This window comes from Streptomyces sp. NPDC002853, from assembly GCF_053591915.1.
The window spans coordinates 1-23393 of the sequence record NZ_JBSFUS010000024.1; the positions used below are offsets into that span (position 1 = coordinate 1).

22 protein-coding genes and 1 pseudogene are annotated in these 23393 nt (G+C 71.4%); 15 read left to right on the forward strand and 8 right to left on the reverse strand.

Annotated features, from left to right (window positions below):
* A pseudogene (locus tag ACWD02_RS41275) lies at positions 1-288 on the reverse strand (transglycosylase SLT domain-containing protein); the annotation flags it as partial.
* A 435-nt stretch (positions 289-723) separates the two neighbouring features.
* Here ACWD02_RS41275 and ACWD02_RS41280 point away from each other — a divergent pair.
* Entirely contained in the window at positions 724-1062 is a 339-nt protein-coding gene (locus tag ACWD02_RS41280; RefSeq protein ID WP_451221560.1) for a hypothetical protein, read from the forward strand.
* Between the two features lie 107 nt (positions 1063-1169).
* On the opposite strand, the gene ACWD02_RS41285 is transcribed toward ACWD02_RS41280, so the two are convergent.
* On the reverse strand, positions 1170-1910 hold the full coding sequence (locus tag ACWD02_RS41285; RefSeq protein ID WP_451221563.1) for an SDR family oxidoreductase: 741 nt from the start codon (positions 1908-1910) through the stop codon (positions 1170-1172).
* A gap of 106 nt (positions 1911-2016) precedes the next feature.
* Here ACWD02_RS41285 and ACWD02_RS41290 point away from each other — a divergent pair, with 106 nt between their 5' ends.
* A complete protein-coding gene (locus tag ACWD02_RS41290) occupies positions 2017-2508 on the forward strand; it encodes an RrF2 family transcriptional regulator (protein ID WP_451221566.1) in 492 nt (163 codons plus the stop codon).
* A 170-nt stretch (positions 2509-2678) separates the two neighbouring features.
* Here ACWD02_RS41290 and ACWD02_RS41295 read toward each other — a convergent pair whose 3' ends face one another.
* Both ACWD02_RS41295 and ACWD02_RS41300 read right to left on the reverse strand, forming a co-directional pair.
* A complete protein-coding gene (locus ACWD02_RS41295; RefSeq protein WP_451221569.1) occupies positions 2679-3806 on the reverse strand; it encodes a hypothetical protein in 1128 nt (375 codons plus the stop codon).
* Between the two features lie 277 nt (positions 3807-4083).
* Positions 4084-4392, reverse strand: coding sequence for a hypothetical protein (locus tag ACWD02_RS41300; RefSeq protein ID WP_451221572.1), 309 nt, complete (start codon positions 4390-4392; stop codon positions 4084-4086).
* 67 nt (positions 4393-4459) lie between these two features.
* Between ACWD02_RS41300 and ACWD02_RS41305 the strand changes: the two genes are divergently transcribed.
* From ACWD02_RS41305 to ACWD02_RS41320, 4 genes are all read left to right on the forward strand, one after another.
* A complete protein-coding gene (locus ACWD02_RS41305) occupies positions 4460-5086 on the forward strand; it encodes a hypothetical protein (RefSeq protein ID WP_451221575.1) in 627 nt (208 codons plus the stop codon).
* A 16-nt stretch (positions 5087-5102) separates the two neighbouring features.
* On the forward strand, positions 5103-5687 hold the full coding sequence (locus ACWD02_RS41310; RefSeq protein ID WP_451221578.1) for a S1 RNA-binding domain-containing protein: 585 nt from the start codon (positions 5103-5105) through the stop codon (positions 5685-5687).
* Between the two features lie 45 nt (positions 5688-5732).
* Positions 5733-6374, forward strand: coding sequence for a hypothetical protein (locus ACWD02_RS41315; RefSeq protein WP_451221581.1), 642 nt, complete (start codon positions 5733-5735; stop codon positions 6372-6374).
* A gap of 301 nt (positions 6375-6675) precedes the next feature.
* Positions 6676-7302 carry a GntR family transcriptional regulator gene (locus ACWD02_RS41320; RefSeq protein WP_451221727.1) on the forward strand — a complete coding sequence of 209 codons (627 nt, stop codon included), beginning with the start codon at positions 6676-6678 and terminating at the stop codon, positions 7300-7302.
* A gap of 28 nt (positions 7303-7330) precedes the next feature.
* On the opposite strand, the gene ACWD02_RS41325 is transcribed toward ACWD02_RS41320, so the two are convergent.
* Positions 7331-8137: a carbon-nitrogen hydrolase family protein gene (locus tag ACWD02_RS41325; protein WP_451221584.1), complete on the reverse strand. Its 807-nt coding sequence runs from the start codon at positions 8135-8137 to the stop codon at positions 7331-7333.
* Positions 8138-8191: 54 nt separating this feature from the next.
* Positions 8192-9556 (reverse strand): MFS transporter, encoded by a 1365-nt coding sequence (locus tag ACWD02_RS41330; RefSeq protein WP_451221587.1) that lies wholly within the window; start codon positions 9554-9556, stop codon positions 8192-8194.
* 162 nt (positions 9557-9718) lie between these two features.
* Between ACWD02_RS41330 and ACWD02_RS41335 the strand changes: the two genes are divergently transcribed.
* Entirely contained in the window at positions 9719-10408 is a 690-nt protein-coding gene (locus ACWD02_RS41335) for a DUF2848 domain-containing protein (protein WP_451221590.1), read from the forward strand.
* Between the two features lie 48 nt (positions 10409-10456).
* Here ACWD02_RS41335 and ACWD02_RS41340 read toward each other — a convergent pair whose 3' ends face one another.
* Positions 10457-11824, reverse strand: coding sequence for an MFS transporter (locus tag ACWD02_RS41340; RefSeq protein ID WP_451221593.1), 1368 nt, complete (start codon positions 11822-11824; stop codon positions 10457-10459).
* A gap of 124 nt (positions 11825-11948) precedes the next feature.
* On the opposite strand from ACWD02_RS41340, the gene ACWD02_RS41345 reads away from it, so the two are divergent.
* Positions 11949-12488: a CGNR zinc finger domain-containing protein gene (locus ACWD02_RS41345; protein WP_451221596.1), complete on the forward strand. Its 540-nt coding sequence runs from the start codon at positions 11949-11951 to the stop codon at positions 12486-12488.
* A gap of 107 nt (positions 12489-12595) precedes the next feature.
* Here ACWD02_RS41345 and ACWD02_RS41350 read toward each other — a convergent pair whose 3' ends face one another.
* On the reverse strand, positions 12596-13525 hold the full coding sequence (locus ACWD02_RS41350; protein WP_451221599.1) for a LysR family transcriptional regulator: 930 nt from the start codon (positions 13523-13525) through the stop codon (positions 12596-12598).
* A 221-nt stretch (positions 13526-13746) separates the two neighbouring features.
* Between ACWD02_RS41350 and ACWD02_RS41355 the strand changes: the two genes are divergently transcribed.
* From ACWD02_RS41355 to ACWD02_RS41385, 7 genes are all read left to right on the forward strand, one after another.
* On the forward strand, positions 13747-15048 hold the full coding sequence (locus tag ACWD02_RS41355) for a cytochrome ubiquinol oxidase subunit I (RefSeq protein WP_451221602.1): 1302 nt from the start codon (positions 13747-13749) through the stop codon (positions 15046-15048).
* Positions 15049-15098: 50 nt separating this feature from the next.
* Positions 15099-16157, forward strand: coding sequence for a cytochrome d ubiquinol oxidase subunit II (locus ACWD02_RS41360; protein ID WP_451221605.1), 1059 nt, complete (start codon positions 15099-15101; stop codon positions 16155-16157).
* Positions 16158-16229: 72 nt separating this feature from the next.
* A complete protein-coding gene (gene cydD, locus ACWD02_RS41365; RefSeq protein ID WP_451221608.1) occupies positions 16230-17969 on the forward strand; it encodes a thiol reductant ABC exporter subunit CydD in 1740 nt (579 codons plus the stop codon).
* A complete protein-coding gene (cydC, locus tag ACWD02_RS41370; RefSeq protein ID WP_451221611.1) occupies positions 17966-19714 on the forward strand; it encodes a thiol reductant ABC exporter subunit CydC in 1749 nt (582 codons plus the stop codon). The genes cydD and cydC overlap by 4 nt, the downstream gene beginning before the upstream one ends.
* Positions 19715-19775: 61 nt before the next feature.
* Positions 19776-20177: a VOC family protein gene (locus ACWD02_RS41375; protein ID WP_451221614.1), complete on the forward strand. Its 402-nt coding sequence runs from the start codon at positions 19776-19778 to the stop codon at positions 20175-20177.
* A 489-nt stretch (positions 20178-20666) separates the two neighbouring features.
* The gene (locus tag ACWD02_RS41380) at positions 20667-21848 is read left to right on the forward strand and encodes an FAD-dependent monooxygenase (protein ID WP_451221617.1); all 1182 of its coding nucleotides are present in this window, start codon (positions 20667-20669) and stop codon (positions 21846-21848) included.
* On the forward strand, positions 21848-23389 hold the full coding sequence (locus ACWD02_RS41385) for a hypothetical protein (protein ID WP_451221620.1): 1542 nt from the start codon (positions 21848-21850) through the stop codon (positions 23387-23389). The genes ACWD02_RS41380 and ACWD02_RS41385 overlap by 1 nt, the downstream gene beginning before the upstream one ends.
* Positions 23390-23393 lie beyond the last annotated feature (4 nt).

The window sequence follows — 23393 nt, forward strand, 5'->3', positions numbered from 1 at the left end:
GCGCATGATGTTGCGGTGCAGACCCTCGTAGGAGCCGGGGATGCCCTTGGACTTCATGATGTCCAGGGACTCCTTGATCCAGCCGTCGAGGTTGTCAGCGTAGTTCTTGTCGGCAGCGGCGGCCTGGGAGACCTTCTTGCTCGCGGCGGCCGGCTCGGCGGCCTGGGCCTGCGTGGGGACCAGCGTGAGCGCGGCGGCCGCGGCACCTGCGGTGGCGATACCGGCGACGGAGATCTTGCGCAGTCGGGTGATGCGGCCGGGCTTGGTCTGCGTCTGAGTAATGGCCATGCGGGGGTAACTCTCCAATGCGAAGTGTGTTGAGGAGGGGCTCGGTCGAGGCGGGCGATTTCGCCCGATCGATCCCGGCTCTCCGGAACTTCAGCAAGGGTTAGCGGTGGCCGGAGCTGGGCGCAATGATGTGACGTACTACCGCGGTACGCAGGACGCCCGGGTCAGGCGCCGCACAGCTGGCCCCTGGCCCACCGGGGGCGCCCCCGGCGCGCTACTACCGTCCCTAGCATGTGACGTGGCTCCTATGGGTGGGCTCACAGCCTGAGCGGTGTTTGGCCGGAACGCGGGGCGTGGAAATGGCGTCGCAGGGGTAGCCGACCCGGCTTGCCCCCTTACCCCGCGCGTACTCAGCGAAAGTGCAGGTCAGGCGGGCTGTAGCTGCCATCTGGGCGGCTTCTGGCGAAGCGGGGCGGGGCACGGGTGAGGGCGCCGATGAGCGGCGCCTCTGGAGAGGCGTGGCTTACGACCTCGGTGACCGATGCGGCGCGCAGGCGGGGGGGCCGCGAGCAGCGGGGCGCGGCTGCGCCGGACGACGGGGCTTTCGAGCTGCCCTCCCGCGCCGCCACGGTGCCCGCAGCCGCGTACGCACCGGCGCACCTGGTGGGTCTGATCGATGTCCGGGCCGCCTCGGCGCTGCTTCTGGGCGCGCTGCCGCTCACCGCGGTGCTGCGGCGCCGTCCGCCGCGGATACCCGACCGCCTCCACGCCTGGGCCTACGTCGGGCTGCTCGGCGTGGTGGCGGTGGCGTCGGGGCTCAGGGGGTGGCGTTGAGGGTCACGGTCTGGCCGTTGACCGGTGGCGGTGGCGTTGAAGCGCCCAGCCTGACCGGCGACCAGGTGGCGGCGTGGCGGGGGCGGGCGGCCCCCGCCGGGGCGCCGCTAGCGGGAGGTGGTGAGCCAGTCCTCGTAGTGCGTGGGGGCCAGGCGCGCGTCGGGTCCTGCGATCAGCACGTCACCCTCGACGGCCGCGAACATGCCCGCCGTGTCGTCGGTGACGACGGCACGTGAGTCCTTGTGCGCCGACAGCGTCAGGCGGCCGAGTTCGTCGAGCGGGAAGACATCGGGGCCCGCGACGTCGAGCGTGCCGTTGAGCGGCGCGGCGGTGGCGACGTCGGCGAGGGCCCGCACCACCTCGGCCGTCGCGATGGGCTGCACGCGTGTGGCGGGCAGCCGGACGCTCTCGTCGTCGGCGGTCCAGGTCATGACCGCGTCCATGAACTCGAAGAACTGTGTGGCACGCACGATCGAGTACGCGGCGGGGCCCTGCCGCAGCAAATCCTCCTGGAGGGTCTTCGCGCGGTAGTAGTCCAGCTGCGGCACCTGGTCGACGCCGACGATGGAGAGGATGACCTGGTGCCGGACACCCGCGCGCTCCCCCGCGGCCAGCAGGTTCCCCATGGTGGTGCGGAAGAACTCCAGGGAGGCTTCGTCGAACGTGGGCGAGTTCGACACGTTGACGACCGTGTCCGCGCCCTTGAGCGCTTCGTCTAGGCCCGCGCCGGTGAGCAGGTCGACCCCGGTCGACAGGGATGAGGCGACCACTTCGTGCCCTGCTTCGCGCAGCCGGGAGACGAGCTGGGAACCGATCAGTCCGGTGCCGCCGATGACCGTGATGTTCATGATCGAACCCTTCTGTGAACCGAGTGCGCCGGGCGACGCTAACTCGGATAACTGATGTCCGAGATAATACTCGGATATCCTGTGTCCGAGTCAACTGGGAGGGCGCATGAAACTGTCCGGCGGCGTGGAATGGGCACTGCACTGCTGTGTGGTGCTGACCGCGGCAACCGAGCCGGTCCCGGCTGCCCGTCTCGCGCAGCTGCACGACGTCTCGCCCAGCTATCTGGCCAAGCAGATGCAGGCCCTGTCCCGCGCGGACCTGGTGAAATCCGTGCAGGGCAAGACCGGCGGATACGTTCTGACCAGGACGGCGGCCGACATCTCGGTCCTGGACGTGGTGCAGGCCGTCGACGGCGCGAGCCCGGCGTTCACGTGCACCGAGATCCGCCAGCGAGGTCCTTTCGGGACGCCGCCGGAGGACTGCACGAAGCCATGCCCCATCGCGCGCGCCATGAGCGCGGCCGATGCCGCTTGGCGGGCGTCACTCCAGGCCGTGTCCATCGCCGATCTGGTCGGCTCGGTGCGACAGGACAGCGGTCCCGAAGCGCTGCCGGCCATCGGGAGCTGGCTCAACGCGGCGACCGGCTCCGAGGGCTGAGCCACGGCTGCGGGCGTGCTGTGCTCGCCATGAGCGCCTACGACGGCAACGGCAGCGGCCACCCGGGAGTCGGGCTGCCTCAAGGCGCGGAGTCGGCCGTGCCCCCAGCTCAACGCAGTGCTCGCGCTCACCGGCCTTCGTCGGCAAGCGCGAGCACCTGCTGTCCGTGCCTACAGGTTCGGGGTCGCGTTCCGGTTGCCCGCGGCCCGGAGGCCCGCGACCGTGAGCGCCACGATCAGCAGGGCGGCCAACGTGGCGGCCACCGCCGTCAGCGTCGGGATCGGCGCTGACACCCCGTCGGGCCGCAACACATAGGCCAGCGTCGTGGAGTTGACCCGGTCCTCCACCAAGTGACCGACGGTCAGCGCACCGGCGGCCAACGCGCTCGCCACAGCCACGATCGGCGACGCGCTCAGGCACAGCGCCACGCCTGCCAGTGCGCAGACGACCGAGACCCCGAGCGCGGCGAAGAGGCCGACGGTCGACGCGTCCGACCAGTTCACCGGGAAGTGTGCCGCGGCACAGAGCAGGAGAAGTACACCCGCCGCCCGACGCAGCCACAGCAACGGCGTCTTGCCCTGGGCCGTCGCGGCCCCCGTGTCCTGCGTGGCGTCGGCGGCCGGAGCCTGTGCGGGGTGGCCCGCCTGGGCACCGGCGGGCGACGCGAGCGGCGCGGCCGGGGTCTTGGCCTCGGGGGTGTCGGCTTCCTTGTGCTCCCTGAGGCTGCCGATCAGCTGCATCAGGTCCTCGACGGACCTGGTCGTGCCCGCGGCGTGCACCGCCTCGGCGCTGCTGTGCGCGTCGTGCGGCGGGCGGGACAGCAGGTGGACGAGGCGGCTCACCTCCGGGACGGGCCGTTCCTCGGCGGCGTGCCGAATGGCCTCGTCCATGTGGTCGGCCGGGTGCTCCGGCGGGCCAAGGAGTTCGACCAGGCGGGTGACGTCGTCCACGGAGCGGGCCACGGCGGCCAGGCGAAGCACCGACGCGGCGGTTGTCACACCGTCAGGCGACTGCTCCAGAAGGGTGACGAGGTCGACGACGTCGTCCAGCGGCCTGGACACCACCGCGACACGTATGAGCTCGTCCACCGTGTCGTCGTGGATGCTGGGCGTTGCCTGCTTCGAGGGTGCGCTGTCGGTGTCGGGCGCCTCTCGCGGAGGCCCGTCGTCGTCGGCGTACGCGGCGCGCTCCGGCGGCACGTCCTCGATGTCGTGGTCAAGTTCCTGCGGCCACGGGGCGGGCGGGTGGGCAGGTGGGGCGCCGAGCTGCGCGGTGCCCCAGTGAAGGGACGTCGACACCAGAGGTTCACCGGTCCCGGAAGTGTCCCCCGCGGCAGAGAATGACTCAGCGGCCATTTTCGCTTCTCCATTCCAGCGGGACGTCCTCGCCCCGCACGTGATCGTGTCTCCCGTTCTATGCACGCTTCCTCCGCCCCGCCACCGGAAAGAGCCGCCCGGCGGAGCCGAACCGCCCCCTGCGGGAACCTCCCGCGGACCCAGGGTCTCTGCAGAGAGTGGGAACCCACGCGTCGCGCCACGAGCAGCGAAGGGGCGAGGATGCACTCCGGCAGGGGCGCTACTTCGCACCTACCGGGCCTGGCACCGCATCGGCGCGGCACAGGCGGAGGCGTACACCCGCACGACCACGCTTCGGCTGCTCATCAAGGACAGACGGCGGCGCCGGACGGGGGAGATCCCGGCCCCGTGGCCGCCCGAGGTGCCCGAGCCCGGCCACGAGGAGCAGGTCGCCACCCGCCTCGCCGTGCGCGAGGTGCTGCGGACACTGCCCCCGCCGCAGCGCGCCGTGCTGGCTCAGCAGCGGCATGCCGTCGGCGTTCCAGTCGAAGGCGGTCACCGAGTCACTCTGGTAGAGGGCGGAGCTCATTTGCGGGCAAAGGTGAACGGCCGTCGCCCCGACGGGAGTTGTCAGCGACTGCGAGTAGGGTGATCACATGAGCAATCGGGGGAACACACTCAAGGTCACAGCCGTATTGGTGCTGTCGGCGCTCGCGCTGACCGGCTTCAGTACGGGGCGAGGTCACGGCGGCGGCAGTCGGCACGGTGGCGGGGGCGGCGGGGGCGGCTGCAGCAGTTCGAGCCAGGACCACGACAGTTCGTCGTCGAGCAGCTCCGGGTCATCCGGTTCCTCGGGGTCGACGACATCGGGTTCTGTTTACGACGACGATGACGATGCCTACAGCAGCAGCGGCGCCGGGAGCAGCACCAGCGGCGGCTCCTACAACCGGCCGCCGACCCACGACTCCACGTCCTCCGGCTCCTCCAGCTCCTCCGGTGGCGGTCAACTGGACGACGCGCAGGTCAAGTTGGTGACCTGCGCGTCCGAGAAGGACCCGTACGCAACGGTCAAGGTCACCAACGGCAACGCGAAGGCGGGCCGCTTCTGGGTGTCGGTCACCTTCGTGGACGCGGACGGCATCACGGTCATCGAGGAGAGCGAAGAGGTCAAGGTGCCCGGAAAGGGCAAGACGACCACCCGGATCGAGATCGGCGGCGAGGGCCTGGCCTCCTCGGTCGCTCGCTGTGAGGCCGACCCGCAGGCCGTACCCGTCGCCGGCTGAACCGGCGTACTGCGACATGGGCTCGGGCACTCCCAGCCTGGACCGGTCGGCGAACCCGGAGCTCTGGGCTTTCCTGGAGTCGCTGCGCCTCGGCGAGATCCTCACCGGCAGGGTCGCGGCCATCGAACGGTTCGGGGTGTTCGTCGCGCTGGACGACGGCCCCGTGCACCCCGTCTTCCCCGGGGTCGGTTTCATCACCGTCCCCGAACTGGCCTGGCGCCGCATCGAAACGGTGGAGGAAGTCGTCGAGGTCGGGCAGCGTGTCGCCTGTGAGTTCCTCCAGTTCGACGAGTGGAACCTGGAGGCCAGGCTGTCCCTGCGGGCGCTGCGGCCGGACCCCTTCCAGGAGTTCGCCGACCGCACGGCGGTAGGCAGGCACCTGGAAGGGCGGGTCACCAAGCTGATCCCGTTCGGGGCCTTCGTACGGGTTGCCGACGGGATCGAGGGGCTGGTCCACCTCACGGAACTCGCGTGGACGCCGGTGGAGAACCCGCAGGACGTCGTCCAGATCGGCGACGAGATCCCCGTCGTCGTCACCGAAATCGACCGGGAACGACGCCGCCTAACCCTGTCCCGGCGCCAGGCATTCGCTCCCGGGTGACGGGCCGGTCCGTCGACCACGACGCGAAGCTGCGAAAGTGTCGTCATGAATGACTCGTCGGGGAGCGAGCCCGTCCGTCACCTGGACGCCGGACACTGGCTGGCCCATTTCTCCGGCCGCATGCTGGTGGTCTGCCCGTCGTGTGGGGGCCGTGCGGTCGTGGTCCCCCGGCCCGGGCTCCCGGCACCCAGGTACTCCAGCGAGCTGCTGTTCCTGCCGAGGCGTCTGGCCTGCGGCGGGTGCGGGGCCGTCGCCGACCGGGAAGCGGAGATGCGGGGCGGCGGCCTGGTCGGTGCGGTACTCCGCGGCAGCGAGGACCCGTTCTTCCGGCAGCCGCTCTGGCTGCAGACCCGCTGCGTGGGCCGGATCCTGTGGGCCTACAACGAAGAGCACGTCGATGCGTTGTCCGCCTATATCGGCGCCCGCCTGCGCGAGCGTGCCGGACTGCGGCCGACCATGGCCATGTTCGCGCGACTGCCCGCCTGGATGAAGAGGTCGGAACACCGCGCCGACGTCCTGGCCGGTCTGCGCACGCTGCGCGCACTGGCCGAGCGTTCGGCACCCGCGGACCGCTCCGATGCCGCGCACGAGCGGTCGGCGCCCGCGGACCGCTCCGGTGCCGCGCACGAGCGGGATGACCGTCCCCGAGGCCACCGGAGCATCTACTTCCGGGGCGGCCCCTACTGACCGCGGTCGCCGCGAGCGAGGGCCCCTCATGGCGGCCGCAGCGTGCGCCCCGCGCGGGCGAGCTCCCCTCTCCCCCAGCGGGACGCACTCCCTCGACGGGCACCCAGGGGTGCGGGAGTCCCCCTGTTCGGGACGGTGCCCGGAGGGCCCTGGGAACCCTCTCGTGCGGCGTTCCCAGCTTCGGCCGTCCAAATCGCGCTCAGGGGCGGCGGTTGCGGCGTTCTTCTCTCCGGGCGGGTCCGGGATGCAAGCACCGTGGTAACTTCCGTATACAAGCTGTATGCGATCTCTGGGGGTAGTGGTGGCGTCGGGTCGGGAGAAGGCGTACGCGTACCTCAAGGAGACGGTACTCACGGACCCGGCGATGCAGGGCGAGTTCCTCTCCGAGCAGGACATCGCCGATCGCATCGGAGTCTCGCGCACCCCGATCCGCGAGGCGCTGCTCCTGCTGGCCGCCGAAGACCTCGTCGAGTTGGTGCCCAAGCGCGGGGCGCGGGTGGCGCCGCTGTCCGGGCGCGAGATCACCGAGCTGATGCAGCTCCGCGGGATCGTCGAGCGGTACGCGGCGCAGCACGTCATCGGCACGGGGCGAACGCCGGTGCGGGAGTTGGGCGCGTGCCTTGAGCGTCAGCGTGCGCTGAGCGGGCCGGACCAGGCCAAAGAGTTCATCGACGTGGATCACCTCTTCCACTCGTCTCTCGTGTCGGCCGTGGGCAACACCCTGCTCGACCGGCATTACGAAGGGCTGCGCAGCCGCCAGGTGCGGGCCGGTGTGGTGGCTCTCTACAACCAGCAGGGCCGCCAGGAAGCGGTGCTCGACGAGCACCGTGCGATCGTGGACGCGCTCGCGGCCGGGGACGCGCAGGCCGCCTGCGCCGCCATCGACAGCCACCTTGAGTCGACGCTGAAGGTGCTGCTCGCCGGATAGACGGGCGCGGTGTTGCGGCCCCAACCTCTCAGCGCGGCTCCCCCAGCCTGCGGTTGGCCAGCACCGGGATGTTCTTGCGGACCGCCGCGACCTCGTCGGCGTCCACCTCGACCACCGTGAGCTCGGGCTCCGCACCCAGGCGCCGGCGTACGGTCCCGTCGGGTGCGACGAGCATGCTGTGTCCCACTCCGGTGGGCGCCGTGCCTCCGGTCGCGGCTCCGCCCGCCGCGGCCGGGTCGGCCTGGCCGACGGCCGCGACCCACAGCGTGGCGTCCAGGGCACGGGCCCGCACCAGCAGCTCCCACTGATCGAGCTTGCCGGGACCCGCGCCCCAGGATGCCGCCAGCAGGGTCGCGGTGGCCCCCGCGTCGGCGTGGGCCCGGAACAGCTCCGGGAACCGCACGTCGTAACACGTGGCCAGGCCCAGGCGTACGCCGTCCACGTCGATGGTCACCACCTTCGATCCGGCGGCCACGGTGTCGGACTCGGCGAAGCCGAACGCGTCGTAGAGGTGGATCTTGTCGTACGTCGCCTCGACACCGCGTCCGGTGGCCAGCAGGGTGTTGGTGACCCGGCCGCCGGGGGCCGGGGTGAACAGACCCGCGACAACGGTGACGCCCGCTTCCTCGGCGACGGCGCGGACCGCATTGGCCCAAGGGCCGTCCACGGGTTCGGCGAGCGGCGCCAGGGGCGTGCCGAAGCAGGCCATCGACGCCTCGGGAAAGACGACGACGTCCGCGCCGGCGTCCGCCGCGCGTGAGGTCCATTCCTTGATGAGGGCGAGGTTCTTGCCGGGCTCGGGGCCGGTCGTCAGCTGGCTCAGTGCGATGCGCACGGTGGGCTGCCTTTCGGTTTCGGGAGGACGTCGGGAGGGTGCTTGGCTCTGCTCTTACGGGACACGGACTGCGGGGGCGGTCTCCGGTGTGACCGTACCGGCGAGCAGCTCATCCTCCTGCTCGGCGTGCGCGGAGTCCCTGCCCAGGCAGAGGCCGATGAGAGTGACGGCAGCCGCGACCGCGAGGTAGAGCGCCAGCGGGACCCAACTGCCGTACGAGCTGAGCAAGGCGGTGAACAGCAGCGGGGCCACCGCGCCGCCGATGAGGCCCGCGAGGGTGTAGGCGAGCGAGGAGCCGGTGTAGCGCAGGCGGGGCGAGAACTGCTCGGCGACGAAGGCCGCTTGCGGTCCGTACATGAACGAGTGGATGGCCAGGGCCACCACGACACCACACACCAGCAGGATCCAGCTGCCGCCGTCGACCACGAGGAAGAAGACGAACGGCCACACCCCTGCGGCGAGGGCGGAACAGCCGTACAGCAGACGCCGGTTGACCCGGTCGGACAGCGCCCCGGCCAGCGGGATGAGGAAGATCTGCAGGAAGGAGCCGACCAGGACGGCCGTCAGGGCGGAGCCGCGCGTCATGCCCAGTTCGTCGGTGGCGTAGGTGAGGACGAACACGGTGAACATCGCGTACAGCACATCGGGGGCGACCCGGCTGAGGATCGCGGCGCACAAGGCGCGGGGCTGGGTGGTGAAGACCTCGCGGATCGGGGCCTGCGGCCGGGACTCCTCGGCCTCCATGGCCTTGAAGACGGGGGTCTCCTCCAGCTTCGCCCGGATCCACAGACCGAAGGCGACCAGCGCGCCGGAGAGCAGGAAGGCCACGCGCCAGCCCCAGGACAGGAACTGCTCCTCGGTGAGCAGCACGCCCAGGGCGGCCAGCACGCCGTTGGCCAGGAGGTTTCCGGCGGGCGGCCCGATCTGGGCGGCCGAGGCGTAGAAGCCGCGGCGGCGCGGGTCGCCGAACTCGCTGGACAGCAGGACGGCCCCGCCCCATTCGCCGCCGACCCCGACGCCCTGCGCGAACCGCAGCAGGACCAGGGCGATGGGGGCGGTGACGCCCGCGGTGCCGTAGGTGGGCAGGACGCCGATCAGGAACGTGGCCGCGCCGATGAGGACCAGGGTGGCGATGAGGACCTTCTTGCGGCCGATGACGTCGCCGAGGCGGCCGAAGACGAAGCCGCCGAGCGGGCGTGAGACGTACCCGACGGCGTACGTGGAGAACGCCAGGAGGGTGCCGGTGAGGGGGTCCTCCGAGGGGAAGAAGAGGTCGCCGAAGACGAGGGCCGCGGCGGCGGAGTAGACCGCGAAGTCGTACCACTCCAGAGCGGTCCCGGTGAGGCTGGCGAAGAAGGCCCGGCGGATGCCGGCGCGGCCCGGCGCGACCGCCGGTGGGCCCTGTGGGGTGTGCTGCATGCTTCCCGGTCCTTGCGTCGAGGGCGTCGAGAGTGTCGAGGGGACATCGACCTTCCGGCATACTTCTTGTATACAGATCGTATGCGCAACCCCCGCGCCGGAAGTTGACCGTGTCGAGACCCATGTCCCGACCCGCGCCGAGACCCACCCCTTGGAGTGCCCATGGCCCTGCTGACCTTCGAACTGCCCGACGGCTCCGCCCGTGACGTCGACGTCGTGCAGGTGCTCAACGCCGGATACGCCGGGCGCAGGCAGGCCGACGTCGCCGCGCACGTCGCCGAACTCGCCCGACTCGGCGTGCCCGCACCGTCGGTGACCCCGGCGCTCTACCCCGTCTCCCCCTACCTCGCCCAGCAGACCGACCGGGTCGCCGCCCCGCACGCGCACACCTCGGGCGAGGCCGAATGGGCGCTGGTCGTCGCGGACGGCGGCGAACTGCTGCTGACCGCCGCCTGCGACCACACCGACCGCGACCTGGAGGTCCACGGCGTGGCCTGGAGCAAGAACGCGGCACCCGATGTCCTTGCCCGCCAGGCCTGGCTCCTGACCGACGTCGAATCGCGCATCGACGAACTGACCCTGCGCGCCTGGGTCACCCACGCCGACGGCCGGGAGACCGAGATCCAGCACGGCACGCTCGCCGAACTCCTCACGCCCGGCTACTGGACCGGCGTCCTGCGAGAGCGCGGCAACCTGACTCCGGGAACCGTCCTGATCTCGGGCACCATCCCCATGGCCGAGGACGTGGACCAGTTCGCCGAGGGGTGGCGCGTGGAGCTGGGCGACCCCGCCACCGGCAACACGATCCGGCTCGCCTACCAGGTGGTGCCACTGCCGGAGCCCATCGGCTGAGCGTGCGTGCCCGCGGGAGGGTCTGCGACTGCGCCCTCCCCCAGGGCGTCAGCGCGGCCCCTTCACGGATTCCAGGGCGGCCGGGGTGACGTTCTTGAGGAACAGCACCGGCGTCGCCGCCACGGCCACCGCGAACACCGCGAAAGCCAGGCGCATCCCGCCCAGTTCGGCCAGGAGGCCCACCAGGGCCGCACCCAGCGGCATGGCACCGAAGTTGAAGAGCCGGGCTGCCGCGCCGTAGCGGCCGAGCATCCCGTCGGGAACCATGCGCTGGGTGATGGTGCGGGCGTTGACCGACCACAGCGTGCCGCCCATGCCGCCGAGGAAGGCTCCGGCCGCCACCGCCCAGATACTGGTGGTCAGGGCGGGCAGCGCCACCATCGCGGTGGTGCCGATCAGGTCTGCGAACATGGCCCGTCGCGCGCCGAGCAGCCGGTTCACCCAGGACACGGCCACCGTGCCGGCCAGCCCTCCGATTCCGAGGGCGCTGAACAGGATGCCGTACTCCCGCGGACCGAGCTCCATGGCCTGCTTGGCGTAGAGCGGCATGAGCGCGAGCCATGCGCCCCAGACGGCGGAGAGCACGGCGACGACCACCGAGAGCGTGCGCAGCAGCCGGTCGCGCCAGAGGAAGCGCAGCCCCTCGGCGATCCGGCTGTTGACCGATACAGGAACCACGTCCGGGGCGGGCCCGTCCGCCCGGAAACGGCCCACCAGCAGAAGCAGGGCCAAGGCGGCGACGGCGTACGAGGCACTGATCAGGCCCAGCGCGAGACCCGTCCCGGCGGCCAGCAGCAGCCCGCCGACGAAAGGACCGGCGAACTCCTGCCCCACCGTCTCGGCCCCCACCATCCAGGTGTTCGCACGCTCCCGTCCCGCCTCCGGCACGGCGGCCGGGACCAGCGCGGAGCCGGAGGTCGATGCGAGTACATCGGCGACGCCGAGCACCGCTCCGGCGGTGAAGAGCTGGCCGAGGGTGATCCCTCCGGTCACGGCGGAGACAGTGAGCCACCCCATGGCAGCCAACCGCATGGCGCTCGCGCCCCAGAGCAGCCACCGGCGGTCGAAACGGTCGACGAGCACGCCCACGTGCAGCGCGACGAGCAGCCAGGGCAGCGTGAGAGTCAGCGAGACGGCGGTGACCTGCGCGGGAGAGCCGGTGAGCTCGGCGGCGAGCAGCGGGAGAGCCATCTTCATCACGCCGTCGGCGAGATTGGTCGCGGCGGTGAAGCCGACCAGGACGGCGGTGTTGCGAGGGCCGGGGTCTTTCGGGGTTCTGGATCTGCGACGACCTGTGCCGCGCGAGGGCCTGCGCGTGTGATGACCGGGGCCTCGTGGGGAGCGGTGGCGGTCCTTCGGCCTCGATGCGCCGAAGCTCTTGTCGGCGTCCGTCCGCTCGGGCACTGCCGTGGCCATGAGCAACCCCTAACCATCTAAAGCTTTAGCCGGTGAGACCACTTTGGCGCACGCGGCCCACCATCCGCAACCGGTAAAACGGTTAGGCGGTAGAATGGCGAGAACCTGCGGGAGGTGACACGCGATGCTGGAACCGCCGGCCTCAGCCGTCCTGGTCGAGGCGTTCGCCAACACGGTCGACGTGGAGGAGGCGAGCGACGAGATCGCCACCCCGGCCGACCTGTCCATCTGGCTGAAGGGCCGCGGCCTGCTCGACACGGCCGCGGAGATTCACGTCGACGACCACGCGCGCTACGTGGCTCTGCGTGCGGGCATCCGCGAGGAGCTGGGAGCCCACGTCGGCGACACTCCCGACCCGCAACTGCTCGCCGCGGCCGACCGCGTGCTGGCCGAGCATCCGGTGCTGGTCACCACGCGCGGCCGGCTGACCCCCGCGCCGGGGCTGACGCCGGAGCGCGGGCCCCTGGCCACGCTGGCGATCGCCTGGAACGAGTTGGTCACCACCGGGGACGCCCCCCGGCTCAAGCGTTGCGCGGAACACACCTGCGGCTGGGTGTTCTGGGATGTGTCCAAGAATCGCAGCCGCCGCTGGTGCTCGATGAAGGTGTGCGGGAACCGCAACAAGTCCCGGTCCTACGCGTCCCGTCAGCGACAGACGAGCTGAACTGGCTGAGTCCTCCTCGACTCCCGAGTCCTCCTTGGCGCCTGAGCGGTCTCAGCTGTCTGAGCCGAATCAGCTGTCCGCACGTCGGTTGTCCGCACGTCGGTCCGTCAGGACGGGTCGACGACACCCTCGCCTCGCGCCGCGGGCAAGCGGTGGGTCATGAAAGGCCGGCTGGTGATGAAATCCCTGAACTTGAGGGCGGCTTCGGACAGGTAGCTGTCGCGGCCCCACACCAAGGTGAGCACCCGCTCGCAACCGGGCGCGTCCAGGCGGACCCAGGCGACCCGCACCACGGCCTCCGTACCGGCACGGCGGGACATCGCCGGGATGAGACCGATGCCGAGACCCGCACTGATCATGTCCTGGCTGGCACCTGGTTCGTCGCCCTCACAGGACAGCAGCGGGGTGAGTCCCTCGGCCGCGAACAGCCGGTCGAGCAGAGTGCGCTGCCAGTGACCCGGGCGGGTGGTCACGAAGGGCTCGTCGGCGATTTCGGGGATCGTCACGCTTTCCCTGCCGTCGAGCCAATGACCCGGCGGCACCGCGAGGAGCACCTCCTCGCGGGCGAGTTCGACCGACTCAAGATTCACTCCGGTCAGCGGCTGTGAGGCGACACAGAAGTCGACCTCCCTGGTGCGCAGCCGACGGTCCATCTCCTGCGCGGTCGACTGGAAGAGCCGTACGTCGGCACGGGGATGATCGCCCCGGAAGCTGCCCACAAGGTGAGTGACCGTCAGAAGCGTCTCGGAGGCCACGCTCACGCGCCCCAGGCCGGTGTCACGCGCCTCACGCACGGCCCTGCGACCGTCGTCGAGTTCGCTCAGGGCGCGCTCCACATGCCGCAGGAACATCGCTCCGTACGGATTGAGCCGGATACGGCGGCCCTGCCGGTCGAAGAGGGGCGAGCCGAGCTCGGATTCCAGGCGCGCGATGGTGCGGCTCAACGAGGGCTGGGCGACGCGTAGTTCCTGGGCGGCGCGGCTGATGTGCTCGAAACGGGCGACGACCTGGAAGTAGCGCAACTGCAGAAGATCCATGATCCGCCTTGCTTCCTTCGGCCCTCTGAGCCGGCTCCCTCTTATGCCTTCAGAGTCATCTTCACATGGCAGAACAAGTCTTGGATCGCATAAGCGTTTCTCTCTACGGTCTTCCTCAGAGCCCCCGTTCGGCACTTCGCCGGCAACTCCCGTCGCCCGCGTACGGCATCGCGCACTCGCCGACCGTCCGGCCGACCACCCGTCCCCAGGAAGGTCCCACCATGAGCGCTGCGGATCTGGCCCGACTCCAGTTCGCGGCCACGACAGGCATCCACTGGCTGTTCGTGATCCTCACCATGGGGCTCGTCCCGCTGGTGGCGATCATGCACACCCAGGCCGCGTACACCCGTGATCCCGCCAAGAAGGCCCTGCGGGAGCGCATGACCCGCTTCTGGGGCCAGCTCTACGTCATCAACTACGCGGTCGGCATCGTCACCGGCCTGGTCATGGAGTTTCAGTTCGGGCTCAGCTGGAGCGGCCTGAGCAAGTTCGCGGGCAACGTCTTCGGCGCCCCGCTGGCCCTCGAAACCCTGATCGCCTTCTTCGCCGAGTCCACCTTCCTCGGCATGTGGATCTTCGGCTGGGGCCGCCTGCGCAGAGGCGTGCACGTCACGCTGATCTGGCTGGTCGCCCTGACCGCGTACGCCTCCGGGTACTGGATCATGATCGCCAATGGCTTTATGCAGCACCCGGTCGGCCATGAAGTGCGGGACGGCGCGGCCTACTTGACCGACTTCGGCGCGCTGCTGACCAACTCCAGCGCTCTGGTCGCGCTCTTCCACATCGCGCTGGCCGCGTTGACCACGGGTGGCGTCTTCGTCGCCGGAGTCAGCGCCCACCACTTCCTCCGGCGCACCAAGGAGACCGAGCTGTTCCGCGGGTCCCTGCGTCTGGGCCTGTGGGTGGCCATGGTCACCTCGTTCTTCGTCGTGGTCGTCGGCGAGATGCAGCGGCCCGTGATCGAGCGGACCCAGCCCATGAAGGACGCGGTCCTGGAGAACAGCGGCGTCGCCGAGGTGCAGGCCCAACTCGTCAAGGAGCACGGGCCCGGCGACTACGTGCCCTGGCAGGACACGATGCGGATCTCGATGGACGTGATGACGATCATCGGCAACACCGTGTCCACCATTACGTTCATCGCCGTCATCCTGTTGTGGAAGAACCGTTTGACGCGCTGGCGCCCCGCCCTGTGGGTGCTGGTCGCGACGGTCCCGTTCCCCTTCATCGCCTCCGTGGGCGGCTGGGTCGTCCGTGAGGTCGGCCGACAACCCTGGCTCGTCTACGGAGAACTGACGGTCGAGGATGCCCTCTCCCACGTGAGTACGACCGCCCTGGCCGTGTCCTGCACCGTATTCATCGCCGTCTTCCTCGCCTTGGCGGTGACGAACTGGACCCTGATCACCCGCTTCGCCCTCCGGGGCCCTGACGCCACCCAGCTCGGCACCACCGAGCCGCTGCCCGCGGACCTGCCCGAGGGACCAGGCGACGGCTCCGACGAGAAACAGCCGGTCCCGGCCTTCTGAAACAGCCGGACCCTGCGGCACTCCCCTGCCGGAACGGAAAGTTGAGCGAGATGACACTGGAAACCGCCTGGCTGGCCCTCCTCGGCCTGCTGCTCGCCGGGTACTTCGTGCTCGGCGGCTATGACTACGGCGTACAGATGCTGCACCCCTTCCTCGGCGACCGCGACGGCAAGGAGCACCAAGAGCAGCAAGCACAACAAGCGCAACAGGACGAGCACACCGGCCGGAGTTCCGCCCTCGACGCCATCGCGCCGTTCTTCCTGGGCAACGAGGTCTGGCTGGTCGCCTTCGCGGGCGTGCTGTTCGGTGCCTTCCCGCACCTGGAAGGCACCCTCCTGCCCGGCCTGTATCCCCTGATCGTCGCGATCCTCGTCGGCCTGGTCCTCGGCAACGCGGCCGTCCAACTGCGTCGTCGCACACGGGGCGTTCGCGGCCGCCGCTGGTGGGGCGCCCTGATCGTGTTCGGTGGGGCGCTGCCCGCAGTGTGCTGGGGGCTCGTCGTGGGTCTGCTCCTGCGGGGCGTACCGCGCCGGGCCGACGGGAGCTTCCACATCGGGCTCGGCGATGTGTTCTCGCCGTTCACGCTGGCCTGCGGCATCACCACCGCGCTGCTCTTCGCGGCGCACGGCGCCGCCTTCGTCTCGGTGCGTTCCGCTCCGGCCCTCGCTTCCAGGGCGCGGCACATAGGTGTCGCCCTGCTCCGTGGGGCCGCGGCCGTGGGGACCCTCGCACTCCTGCTCTCGCTCTTCGGGGCAGGCGCCTCGATGACGAACCGCGCCACATCGGCGGTCGTCGCCGCCCTGTTCGCGGCGGCGCTCGCCGGCGCCTGGTGGTGCTTCGCCCGAGGCCGCGACATCGCGGCCTTCGCGGCCACGTGCTGCGCGACGGCGCTGCCGGTGCTGCTCGTGGGCGCGGGCCACTACCCGTACCTCCTGATCACCACGGCGGGCGAGGGGCTGACCGTCGGTCACGCCGTCACGGACGGCACCACGCTCAAGATCTTGAGCGCGTTCGGGGTCCTGGTGGTCCCGACGATCCTCGCGTACCAGACGTGGAGCTGGTGGGCCTTCCGAGGCCGGACGGGCCGCCGTCACCCCAGCTACTTCTGACCCCGGCCGGCCGCTTCCGGCCCCGGCGAAGCACCGGCCCGGGGACACATCGACAAGGAAGAGGATCTCAGGATGAAGCCCGTCGAACGGCGTCTGATGCGTGAACTGCCGGTGCTGCGCCGCCACATGACGACCTCTTCGGTGCTCGCGTTCCTTGTCGCCACGCTCACCGTCACCCAGGCGGTCCTGCTGGCGGCGGTCCTCGCGGACGGTTTCGAGGGGCGCCCGGTCCGCCTCGCGCCGCTGACCGCGTTGACCGCTGTCATGGCGTTGCGCGCGCTGCTGACCTGGGGGCGCGGGGTGCTCGCGCAGCGCGCCGCGGCCGACGCCAAGTACGCGATGCGCGCGCGGATCACCGGTCGGCTGCGGCGCACCAGCCCTCTGCGGCTCACGGCGGGGCGCCAGGGCGAGACGGCCACGGTGCTGACCCGGGGGCTCGATGCCCTGGACGCGTACGTCGTCGGCTACCTGCCCACCATGGCGGCCACCGCGGTGGTGCCCCTCACGGTGGTCGCCTGGCTGGCGTGGACGGACTGGACGTCCGCGCTGATCATCGTCGTGACGCTGCCGCTGATCCCCGTGTTCGGAGCGCTGGTCGGCGCCCACACCGCCCGGCGCACCGCCCGGCAATGGCGGTTGCTGTCCAGGCTGGGCGGCCATTTCCTGGACGTGGTGGCCGGTCTTTCGACGCTGCGCGCGTTCGGGCGCGAGCGGCACCAAGCGCGTGTGGTGCACGAGATGGCCGACGCCCATCGCAGGGCCACCATGCGTACGCTGCGCGTGGCCTTCCTGTCCTCCTTCGTGCTGGAAACGGTCGCCACTCTCTCCGTGGCGCTGGTGGCCGTTCCGGTCGGACTGCGGTTGCTCGACGGGGAGATGGACCTGCGCACGGCCCTCGTCGTGCTGTTCCTGGCCCCCGAGGCGTATCTGCCGCTGCGCGCGGCAGGGGCGGCCTTCCACGACAGCGCCGAGGGCATCGCTGTGGCCGAGCGGGTCTTCGCCATCCTCGACGACACCGAAGCCGATGGCCGGGGCATGTCCTCGGCGCGCGCCGCCCGTCAGATTCCGGTGCCCGACACCCGCGCGGCGGACCTGCGCCTGGAAGACGTCACGGTCCACTACCCGGGCCGTGCCGCCCCCGCCCTCAGCCACGTCTCACTCACTCTGCGGCCCGGTGAACGTATCGCGCTGGTCGGGCCGAGCGGCGCGGGCAAGTCCACGCTCCTCGCGCTGCTCCTCGGCTTCACGCACCCCGCGTCGGGCCGTGTCACAGTCGGCGGCACCGACCTCGCCGCCCTCGACCCCGACCAATGGCTCACCCAGGTGGCCTGGGTGCCACAACGCCCGCACCTGTTCGCCACCTCCGTCGCGGACAACATCCGCCTGGGGCGCCCCGATGCGAGTGACGCGCAGGTGCGCCGAGCGGCACGCGCCGCTTACGCAGGTCACTTCATCGAGGAGCTGCCCCAGGCGTACGACACGGTGCTCGGCGAGCACGGCGCCGGACTGTCCGCGGGCCAGCGCCAGCGGATCGCCCTGGCCCGCGCCTTCCTCAAGGACGCACCCGTACTGCTCCTGGACGAGCCGACCGCCCACCTCGACCCCGAGAGCGAAGCCTGCGTCACGCGCGCCACAGTGCGCCTCATGCGCGGCAAGACCTCGGTCGTCGTCGCCCACCGCACAAGTCTGCTGCCGCACGCCGACCGAGTCATCACCGTAGAGGCGGGCCTCATCGCCACGGTCAAGGCACCCCTTCCCTCGCAAGTCGCTCACTCTCAACTCGCGCTCGCCGAAGGCCTGATGACCCCATGAACCTCCACGCCGCCGACGCCGTCCCCGCCCCTGCGCGCACGCGGCGTCACCCCACTCTCCGCCTTCTGCGCCACCTCCTGCCGCACTGGCGCCGCCTGTTGCCCGCCGCCCTCGCATCGGCCTGCAGCGAGCTGGCGGCCGCCGCGCTGATGGCCACCGCCGCCTGGCTGATCACGCGAGCAGCCGAACAGCCCCCGCTCGCCTCGGTGAGCCTGGCGATCGTCGCCGTCCGGGCCCTGGCCCTGGGACGCGGAGCACTGCGCTACGTCGACCGGCTGCTGGGCCACGACGGTGTGTTGCGGGCCGTCGCAGGCTTCCGCACCCAGGTGTACGAGGCCCTCGTACCTCTCGCCCCCGCGGGCATCCCCGCTTTCCGCAACGGCGACTTGCTCACCCGCCTGGTCGACGATGTCGACGCCGCACAGAACCTCCTGCTGCGGGTCCTGATCCCTGCCGCGGCCGCCTGCACCGTCGCCGCCAGTGCCACGGCCATGGCCACGATGTTGCTGCCGCAGGCAGGTGTACTGCTCGGACTGTTGCTGGCCGTGGCAGGAGTCCTCGTACCCGCCTTGGTGCTCACACGGTCCCGCCGGACCAGCCGCGCGGACAAGAGCGCTCGGGCCGAACTCGCCGCCCTGACATTGGACTTGACCCAGGGGGCGGTAGATCTCGCCGCGTACGGGGCCAGGGCTCATGCCCACGATCACAACCTCCGCACCTGCGCCCGGATCGCCGCGCTGGAGCGCCGGGCAGCCTGGACCACCTCGGTCGCCTCCACCACCGTCCTGCTCCTCCAGGCCGCGGCGGCGATCGGCGTGACCTGGCTCGCGCTGCTCGCCCACACGGCGGGGGAACTGCCCGCCGTGCACCTCACCGTCCTCGCGGTCCTCGCACTGGTCTCCTTCGAGGCGCTGACGCCGTTGCCCGCCGCCGCACGGCACCTGGCCGAAGTGCGGGTCAGCGCACGCAGGTTGGCCGATCTCCTCGACACTCCACCACCGGTCACCGAGCCGCCCGGGCCGGCTCCGCTCGCCATCCGTGCGCCGGTCGGCGTGGACATCACCGACCTGCGCGTACGTCACACTCCCGACGGCCCTCCGGTCCTGGACGGAGTGACTCTGAGCCTGCCGCCCGGCCGTCTGTCCGTTCTGTTGGGCGCCAGCGGCTCCGGCAAGTCGACGCTGATCGCCGCGCTCATGCGGTTCGTCCCCTACGAGTCCGGCAGCGTCCGCGTCGGCGGACGCGAACTGCGCGACTGCGCGGGCACCGACGTCCGCCGCGCGATCACCGGCATGACGCAGGACGCCCACGTCTTCCACACCACCATTCGCGCCAACCTCCTCCTGGCCCGCCCCGCGGCCACCGACCCCGAGCTGCACGAGGCCGTCCGCAAAGCCCAGCTCCTGACCTGGATCAAATCCCTCCCCGACGGCTGGGACACCCTCCTCGGCGAGAACGGCTCCGCCATGTCCGGCGGCCAACGCCGGCGTCTTCTCCTGGCTCGGGCCCTGCTCGCCGACCCACCTGTGCTCGTCCTCGACGAGCCCACCGAAGGGCTGGACCCCCAGACCGCCGACGCCGTACTCGCCGACATCCTCCATGCCACCCACGGCCGTACGACGCTCCTGATCACCCACGACCCCGCTAACCTCACCACGGCCGACCAGATCCTCACCCTTGCGCACGGCCGCATCCAATCCCCCACGGCACACGCCCGCAGCCGACCTGACCGGATTCCCACATGAGGGGCTGGCCGCCGCTCAACTGCCCGGCCGCCCCGTCGGCCCTGCACTACAGTGCCCGACCATGCCCGACCTCCTCGGAATCAACCACCTGACGCTGTCCACGACCGACCTCGACCAACTCGTGACGTACTACACGGAATTGCTCGGAGCCACGCTCGCCTTCGAGCGTGCGGCGACCTCGTCCGATCCTCGGATCGCGGTCCTCGACGTCGGCGGAGACGACCACTTGATGATCGTCGAAACCGCAGCCGCCCCCACCACCGGACTTGACCCCCTGGGCCAGGCGGGTTGGGGGCTGCGCGTGGGAACTCATGCGCAGTTGTGTGAGGTTCGCGAGCACATTCTGGGGGCCGGGTGGCCGGTCGGCGCCATCGTGACCCTGCCCACGCAGTGGACGATGACGGCTCGGGACCCCGACGGACGGCCCGTGGACGTCCGCGCCCATCGCCCCCGCACGGATTAGCCGACGCTTGTCCCGGGGGTGTGGGTCAGCAGCGGACCCCGACGCCGCCACACCAGCAGGCCGACGTCCCGAGGGCGCTCCCGCTCGGGGAGACTCCCGGCTGTCGCGGCGGGGTCGGCCACGTACTCCAGACCATCCCAGAACAGTGCGGCCGCGAAGCGGTCCAAGGCAGTACGCAGATCCGGCCCGGCGTGGTCCCGGACGTACTGGAGCTCAGGGTGCGGGCGAACGCATACCTGCCGTACCAGTCGGCGTCCGCCGCCGTCGGCCAGATCCATCCCTCTTCGTCGAGGTCCGCCTCGTCTACCCGAGCACGGGTGTCGGAGCTGGTCGGTCCGCTTTCCATCACGTTGACAGGTCTCTGTCGACATGTTGCTATAAGGCGCTGCTCAGGCGGACTTGCGTACATGGCTCGCCGCCCGGGCACCGGCCGGATCGACGGCCACCTGACCGGGGGTGGCGCCCCCGAAGCCAGAGCGAGGAAGAACCATGCCGCAGCGCGCCGCGACCATCGTCGGCGGCGGGATCGGCGGCCTCGCCGCTGCCATCGCCCTGCACCGCCGCGGTTGGCGCGTCGAAGTGCTCGAGCGCGCCCCGCGGTTCACCGAGATCGGCGCCGGCGTCTCCCTGTGGCCGAACGCGCTGCGCGCGCTCGACGTGCTCGGCCTGGCCGACACCGTCCGGGCACTCGGCGCCGTCGAGGCCACCGGTGGCGTACGCGACCGGCGGGGCCGCTGGCTTTCCCGTACGGACAACGCGGAGCTGGCCCGGCGCTTCGGCCATCCCCTGGTGGTCCTGCACCGCGCGGACCTGCTGCGGGCGCTGACCGATGCGCTGCCCGCCGACAGTCTGCGGCCGGCCAGCGAGGTGTCCTTCGTCCGCGACGACGGCCACGGCCCAGTCGTCACCCACCCCGGCGGCGAGTCCCGGCCCGACCTCGTGATCGGCGCCGACGGGCTGCGCAGCGCGGTCCGCGGTGCGCTCTGGCCCGATGCGGCCGGCCCGCGCTACGCCGGCTACTCCGCCTGGCGCATGGTCACCGAACCCCTGGCCGAGCCGCCCGCCGAGGGCGCGGCCACCTGGGGTCGCGGGGAGAGGTTCGGCTACACGGCGCTGCCGGGCGGGCGGATGTACTGCTTCGCGACCGCTTCGCTGCCCGCGGGGACGACCGCCGACACGTCCGAGCACGAGGAGCTGCTGCGCCGGTTCGGGGCGTGGCCAAACCCCATCCCCGCCCTCCTGGCCGCGGTTCCCGCGGCAGCGGTGCTGCGCCACGACCTGTACGACCTGCCGCCGCTGTCCTCCTTCGTCCGCGGCCGGGTCGCGCTCCTCGGCGACGCGGCGCACGCCATGACCCCGAACCTGGGGCAAGGCGCGTGCCAGGCCCTGGAGGACGCGGTCACCTTGGCCCACTGCCTCGACGGCACCTCGGAGGTGGCCGCCGCCCTTCGCTCGTACGACCAGCTGCGTCGTCCGCGCACCAAGGCGATCACGCGCCGCTCCGCCCGGCTCGGCACCCTGGGCCAGCTGTCGTGGCCGCCGGCCGTGCTGCTGCGGGACACGGCCGCCCGGCTGATGCCGACGGCGGCGACGCTGCGGTCCATGACGCCGGTTCTCGGCTGGACCCCGCCCGGTGACCAGGGGACCGCGACGGGGAACGAGAGCCGCTGATGCCGGACTGGACCTATCAGCCGCTGCGTGGCGCGGCAGCCGCCGTCCTCGGGTTGCGGCGTTCGCAGCGCGCCGCCCTGCGCATATTGGCCTCGGTCGGCTCCCGGCCCGCCGGTGCGCGGCTGATCGCCCGGGGTTTCGGCCACCGCCATCCGCCGCGGCGGCTCGCGGGCGACATCGCCGGGGTGCCCGTGGCCGTGCGCCTGGGCATCACCGTTCCGCCCGCACTCGCCCGCGACACGGTCCGCGCCATGTCCCCGCTGGGGGCCGGTGTCGTCGAGGTGGCTCCGGTCTCGGCAGCCGACGTGGCGATCGTGCGCGATGCCGCCGCGGGCCGTTCCCTCCCGGTGGTCGTCGGGGCCTGCGCCCCGGAGGTCGAGGCCGCCCTCAAGCCTCACGTCGACGGGTTCACCGGGCGCGACGACCCGCGCGTCGTCCACGTGTGCGACCCGTCGGTCACGGCGGCGGCGACGGCGCTCGAAGACCCGGGCACCGTCGTCCTCGCCCGCCCGGCCGTGCTCGTGGCCGCCGGACCCGGCTGGTTCGCGCGGGTCACCGAAGCCGCCACGCCCACGGCATCCGCTCCGGTGCTGCGCGACGTGGGCCGCGATCCGCGCCGCTGGCCCGCCTGGTGGTGGGCGCTGCTCGTCGGGCTCGGCATGACGGGCGCCGGGCTCGGCGCCGCGGCGATCACGCTCGGCCCGGTGCTGCTCTGGTACGACCGCGACTACCTCGGCATGACGCTGCACGAACTGCACGCCGCCAACCACCACCTGGTGCACTTCCTCCAGCACGACCGGATCACCATGGCCGGGACGATGGTGTCCATCGGCGCCCTCTACACCGGCCTAGCCGTGGGCGGCATCCGCCGGGGCTGGCCCTGGGCCCGCGAGGTGTACCTGCTCTCGGGGGCCATCGGCTTCCCCACCCTGTTCTACTTCCTGGCCACCGGCTTTGTGGAACCTCTGCACACGGCCACCGCCCTCGTGCTGTTCCCGATGTTCGTCGCCGCGGTCCGCCGCACCCCGCACGCGCCACGGTGGCGGCCGGCAGCCGAGGGGCCGGAGCCGGAGCGCAGGCGGGCGCTGGTCGGCCAGCTGCTGATGATTCTCACGGGTACGGGACTGTTCGTCGGCGGGGCGGTGATCTCCGTGGTCGGCCTGACCGATGTCTTCGTCCCGACCGACCTGACCTTCCTGGGCACCGACAGGCACAGCCTGGAAGCCGTGAATCCCCGGCTCGTGCCGTTCCTGGCCCACGACCGCGCGGGGTTCGGCGGGGCCCTGATGTCCGCCGCGGTGGCGATCGTGCTGCTCAGCGCGTGGGGCTGGCGGCGCGGCGAGGCCTGGGTGTTCTGGAGTCTGGCGGTGGCGGCGGCCGCGGGTTTCCTGCCCGCTGTCGTGGTGCACGGTTCGATCCACTACACCGATCTCATCCACCTCGCGCCGGTCTACTTCGGCATCCTCCTGACCGGCACGGCGCTGTTTCTGGCGCGTCCGTACCTGTGTGCCAAGGCATCGGCGGCCGGCCGAGCGAGGTGACGGC

Excerpts from the sequence above, each read along its gene's own strand:
- ACWD02_RS41285 (WP_451221563.1), bottom strand. The coding sequence starts at position 1,910 with ATGAACATCACGGTCATCGGCGGCACCGGACTGATCGGTTCCCAGCTC.
- ACWD02_RS41375 (WP_451221614.1), top strand. The coding sequence starts at position 19,776 with ATGCCCGACCTCCTCGGAATCAACCACCTGACGCTGTCCACGACCGAC.
- ACWD02_RS41315 (WP_451221581.1), top strand. The coding sequence starts at position 5,733 with ATGAATGACTCGTCGGGGAGCGAGCCCGTCCGTCACCTGGACGCCGGA.
- ACWD02_RS41385 (WP_451221620.1), top strand. The coding sequence starts at position 21,848 with ATGCCGGACTGGACCTATCAGCCGCTGCGTGGCGCGGCAGCCGCCGTC.
- ACWD02_RS41310 (WP_451221578.1), top strand. The coding sequence starts at position 5,103 with ATGGGCTCGGGCACTCCCAGCCTGGACCGGTCGGCGAACCCGGAGCTC.
- ACWD02_RS41280 (WP_451221560.1), top strand. The coding sequence starts at position 724 with ATGAGCGGCGCCTCTGGAGAGGCGTGGCTTACGACCTCGGTGACCGAT.
- ACWD02_RS41350 (WP_451221599.1), bottom strand. The coding sequence starts at position 13,525 with ATGGATCTTCTGCAGTTGCGCTACTTCCAGGTCGTCGCCCGTTTCGAG.
- ACWD02_RS41380 (WP_451221617.1), top strand. The coding sequence starts at position 20,667 with ATGCCGCAGCGCGCCGCGACCATCGTCGGCGGCGGGATCGGCGGCCTC.
- ACWD02_RS41330 (WP_451221587.1), bottom strand. The coding sequence starts at position 9,556 with ATGCAGCACACCCCACAGGGCCCACCGGCGGTCGCGCCGGGCCGCGCC.
- cydC (WP_451221611.1), top strand. The coding sequence starts at position 17,966 with ATGAACCTCCACGCCGCCGACGCCGTCCCCGCCCCTGCGCGCACGCGG.
- ACWD02_RS41335 (WP_451221590.1), top strand. The coding sequence starts at position 9,719 with ATGGCCCTGCTGACCTTCGAACTGCCCGACGGCTCCGCCCGTGACGTC.
- ACWD02_RS41340 (WP_451221593.1), bottom strand. The coding sequence starts at position 11,824 with ATGGCCACGGCAGTGCCCGAGCGGACGGACGCCGACAAGAGCTTCGGC.
- ACWD02_RS41360 (WP_451221605.1), top strand. The coding sequence starts at position 15,099 with ATGACACTGGAAACCGCCTGGCTGGCCCTCCTCGGCCTGCTGCTCGCC.
- ACWD02_RS41300 (WP_451221572.1), bottom strand. The coding sequence starts at position 4,392 with ATGAGCTCCGCCCTCTACCAGAGTGACTCGGTGACCGCCTTCGACTGG.
- ACWD02_RS41345 (WP_451221596.1), top strand. The coding sequence starts at position 11,949 with ATGCTGGAACCGCCGGCCTCAGCCGTCCTGGTCGAGGCGTTCGCCAAC.
- ACWD02_RS41305 (WP_451221575.1), top strand. The coding sequence starts at position 4,460 with ATGAGCAATCGGGGGAACACACTCAAGGTCACAGCCGTATTGGTGCTG.
- ACWD02_RS41355 (WP_451221602.1), top strand. The coding sequence starts at position 13,747 with ATGAGCGCTGCGGATCTGGCCCGACTCCAGTTCGCGGCCACGACAGGC.
- ACWD02_RS41290 (WP_451221566.1), top strand. The coding sequence starts at position 2,017 with ATGAAACTGTCCGGCGGCGTGGAATGGGCACTGCACTGCTGTGTGGTG.
- cydD (WP_451221608.1), top strand. The coding sequence starts at position 16,230 with ATGAAGCCCGTCGAACGGCGTCTGATGCGTGAACTGCCGGTGCTGCGC.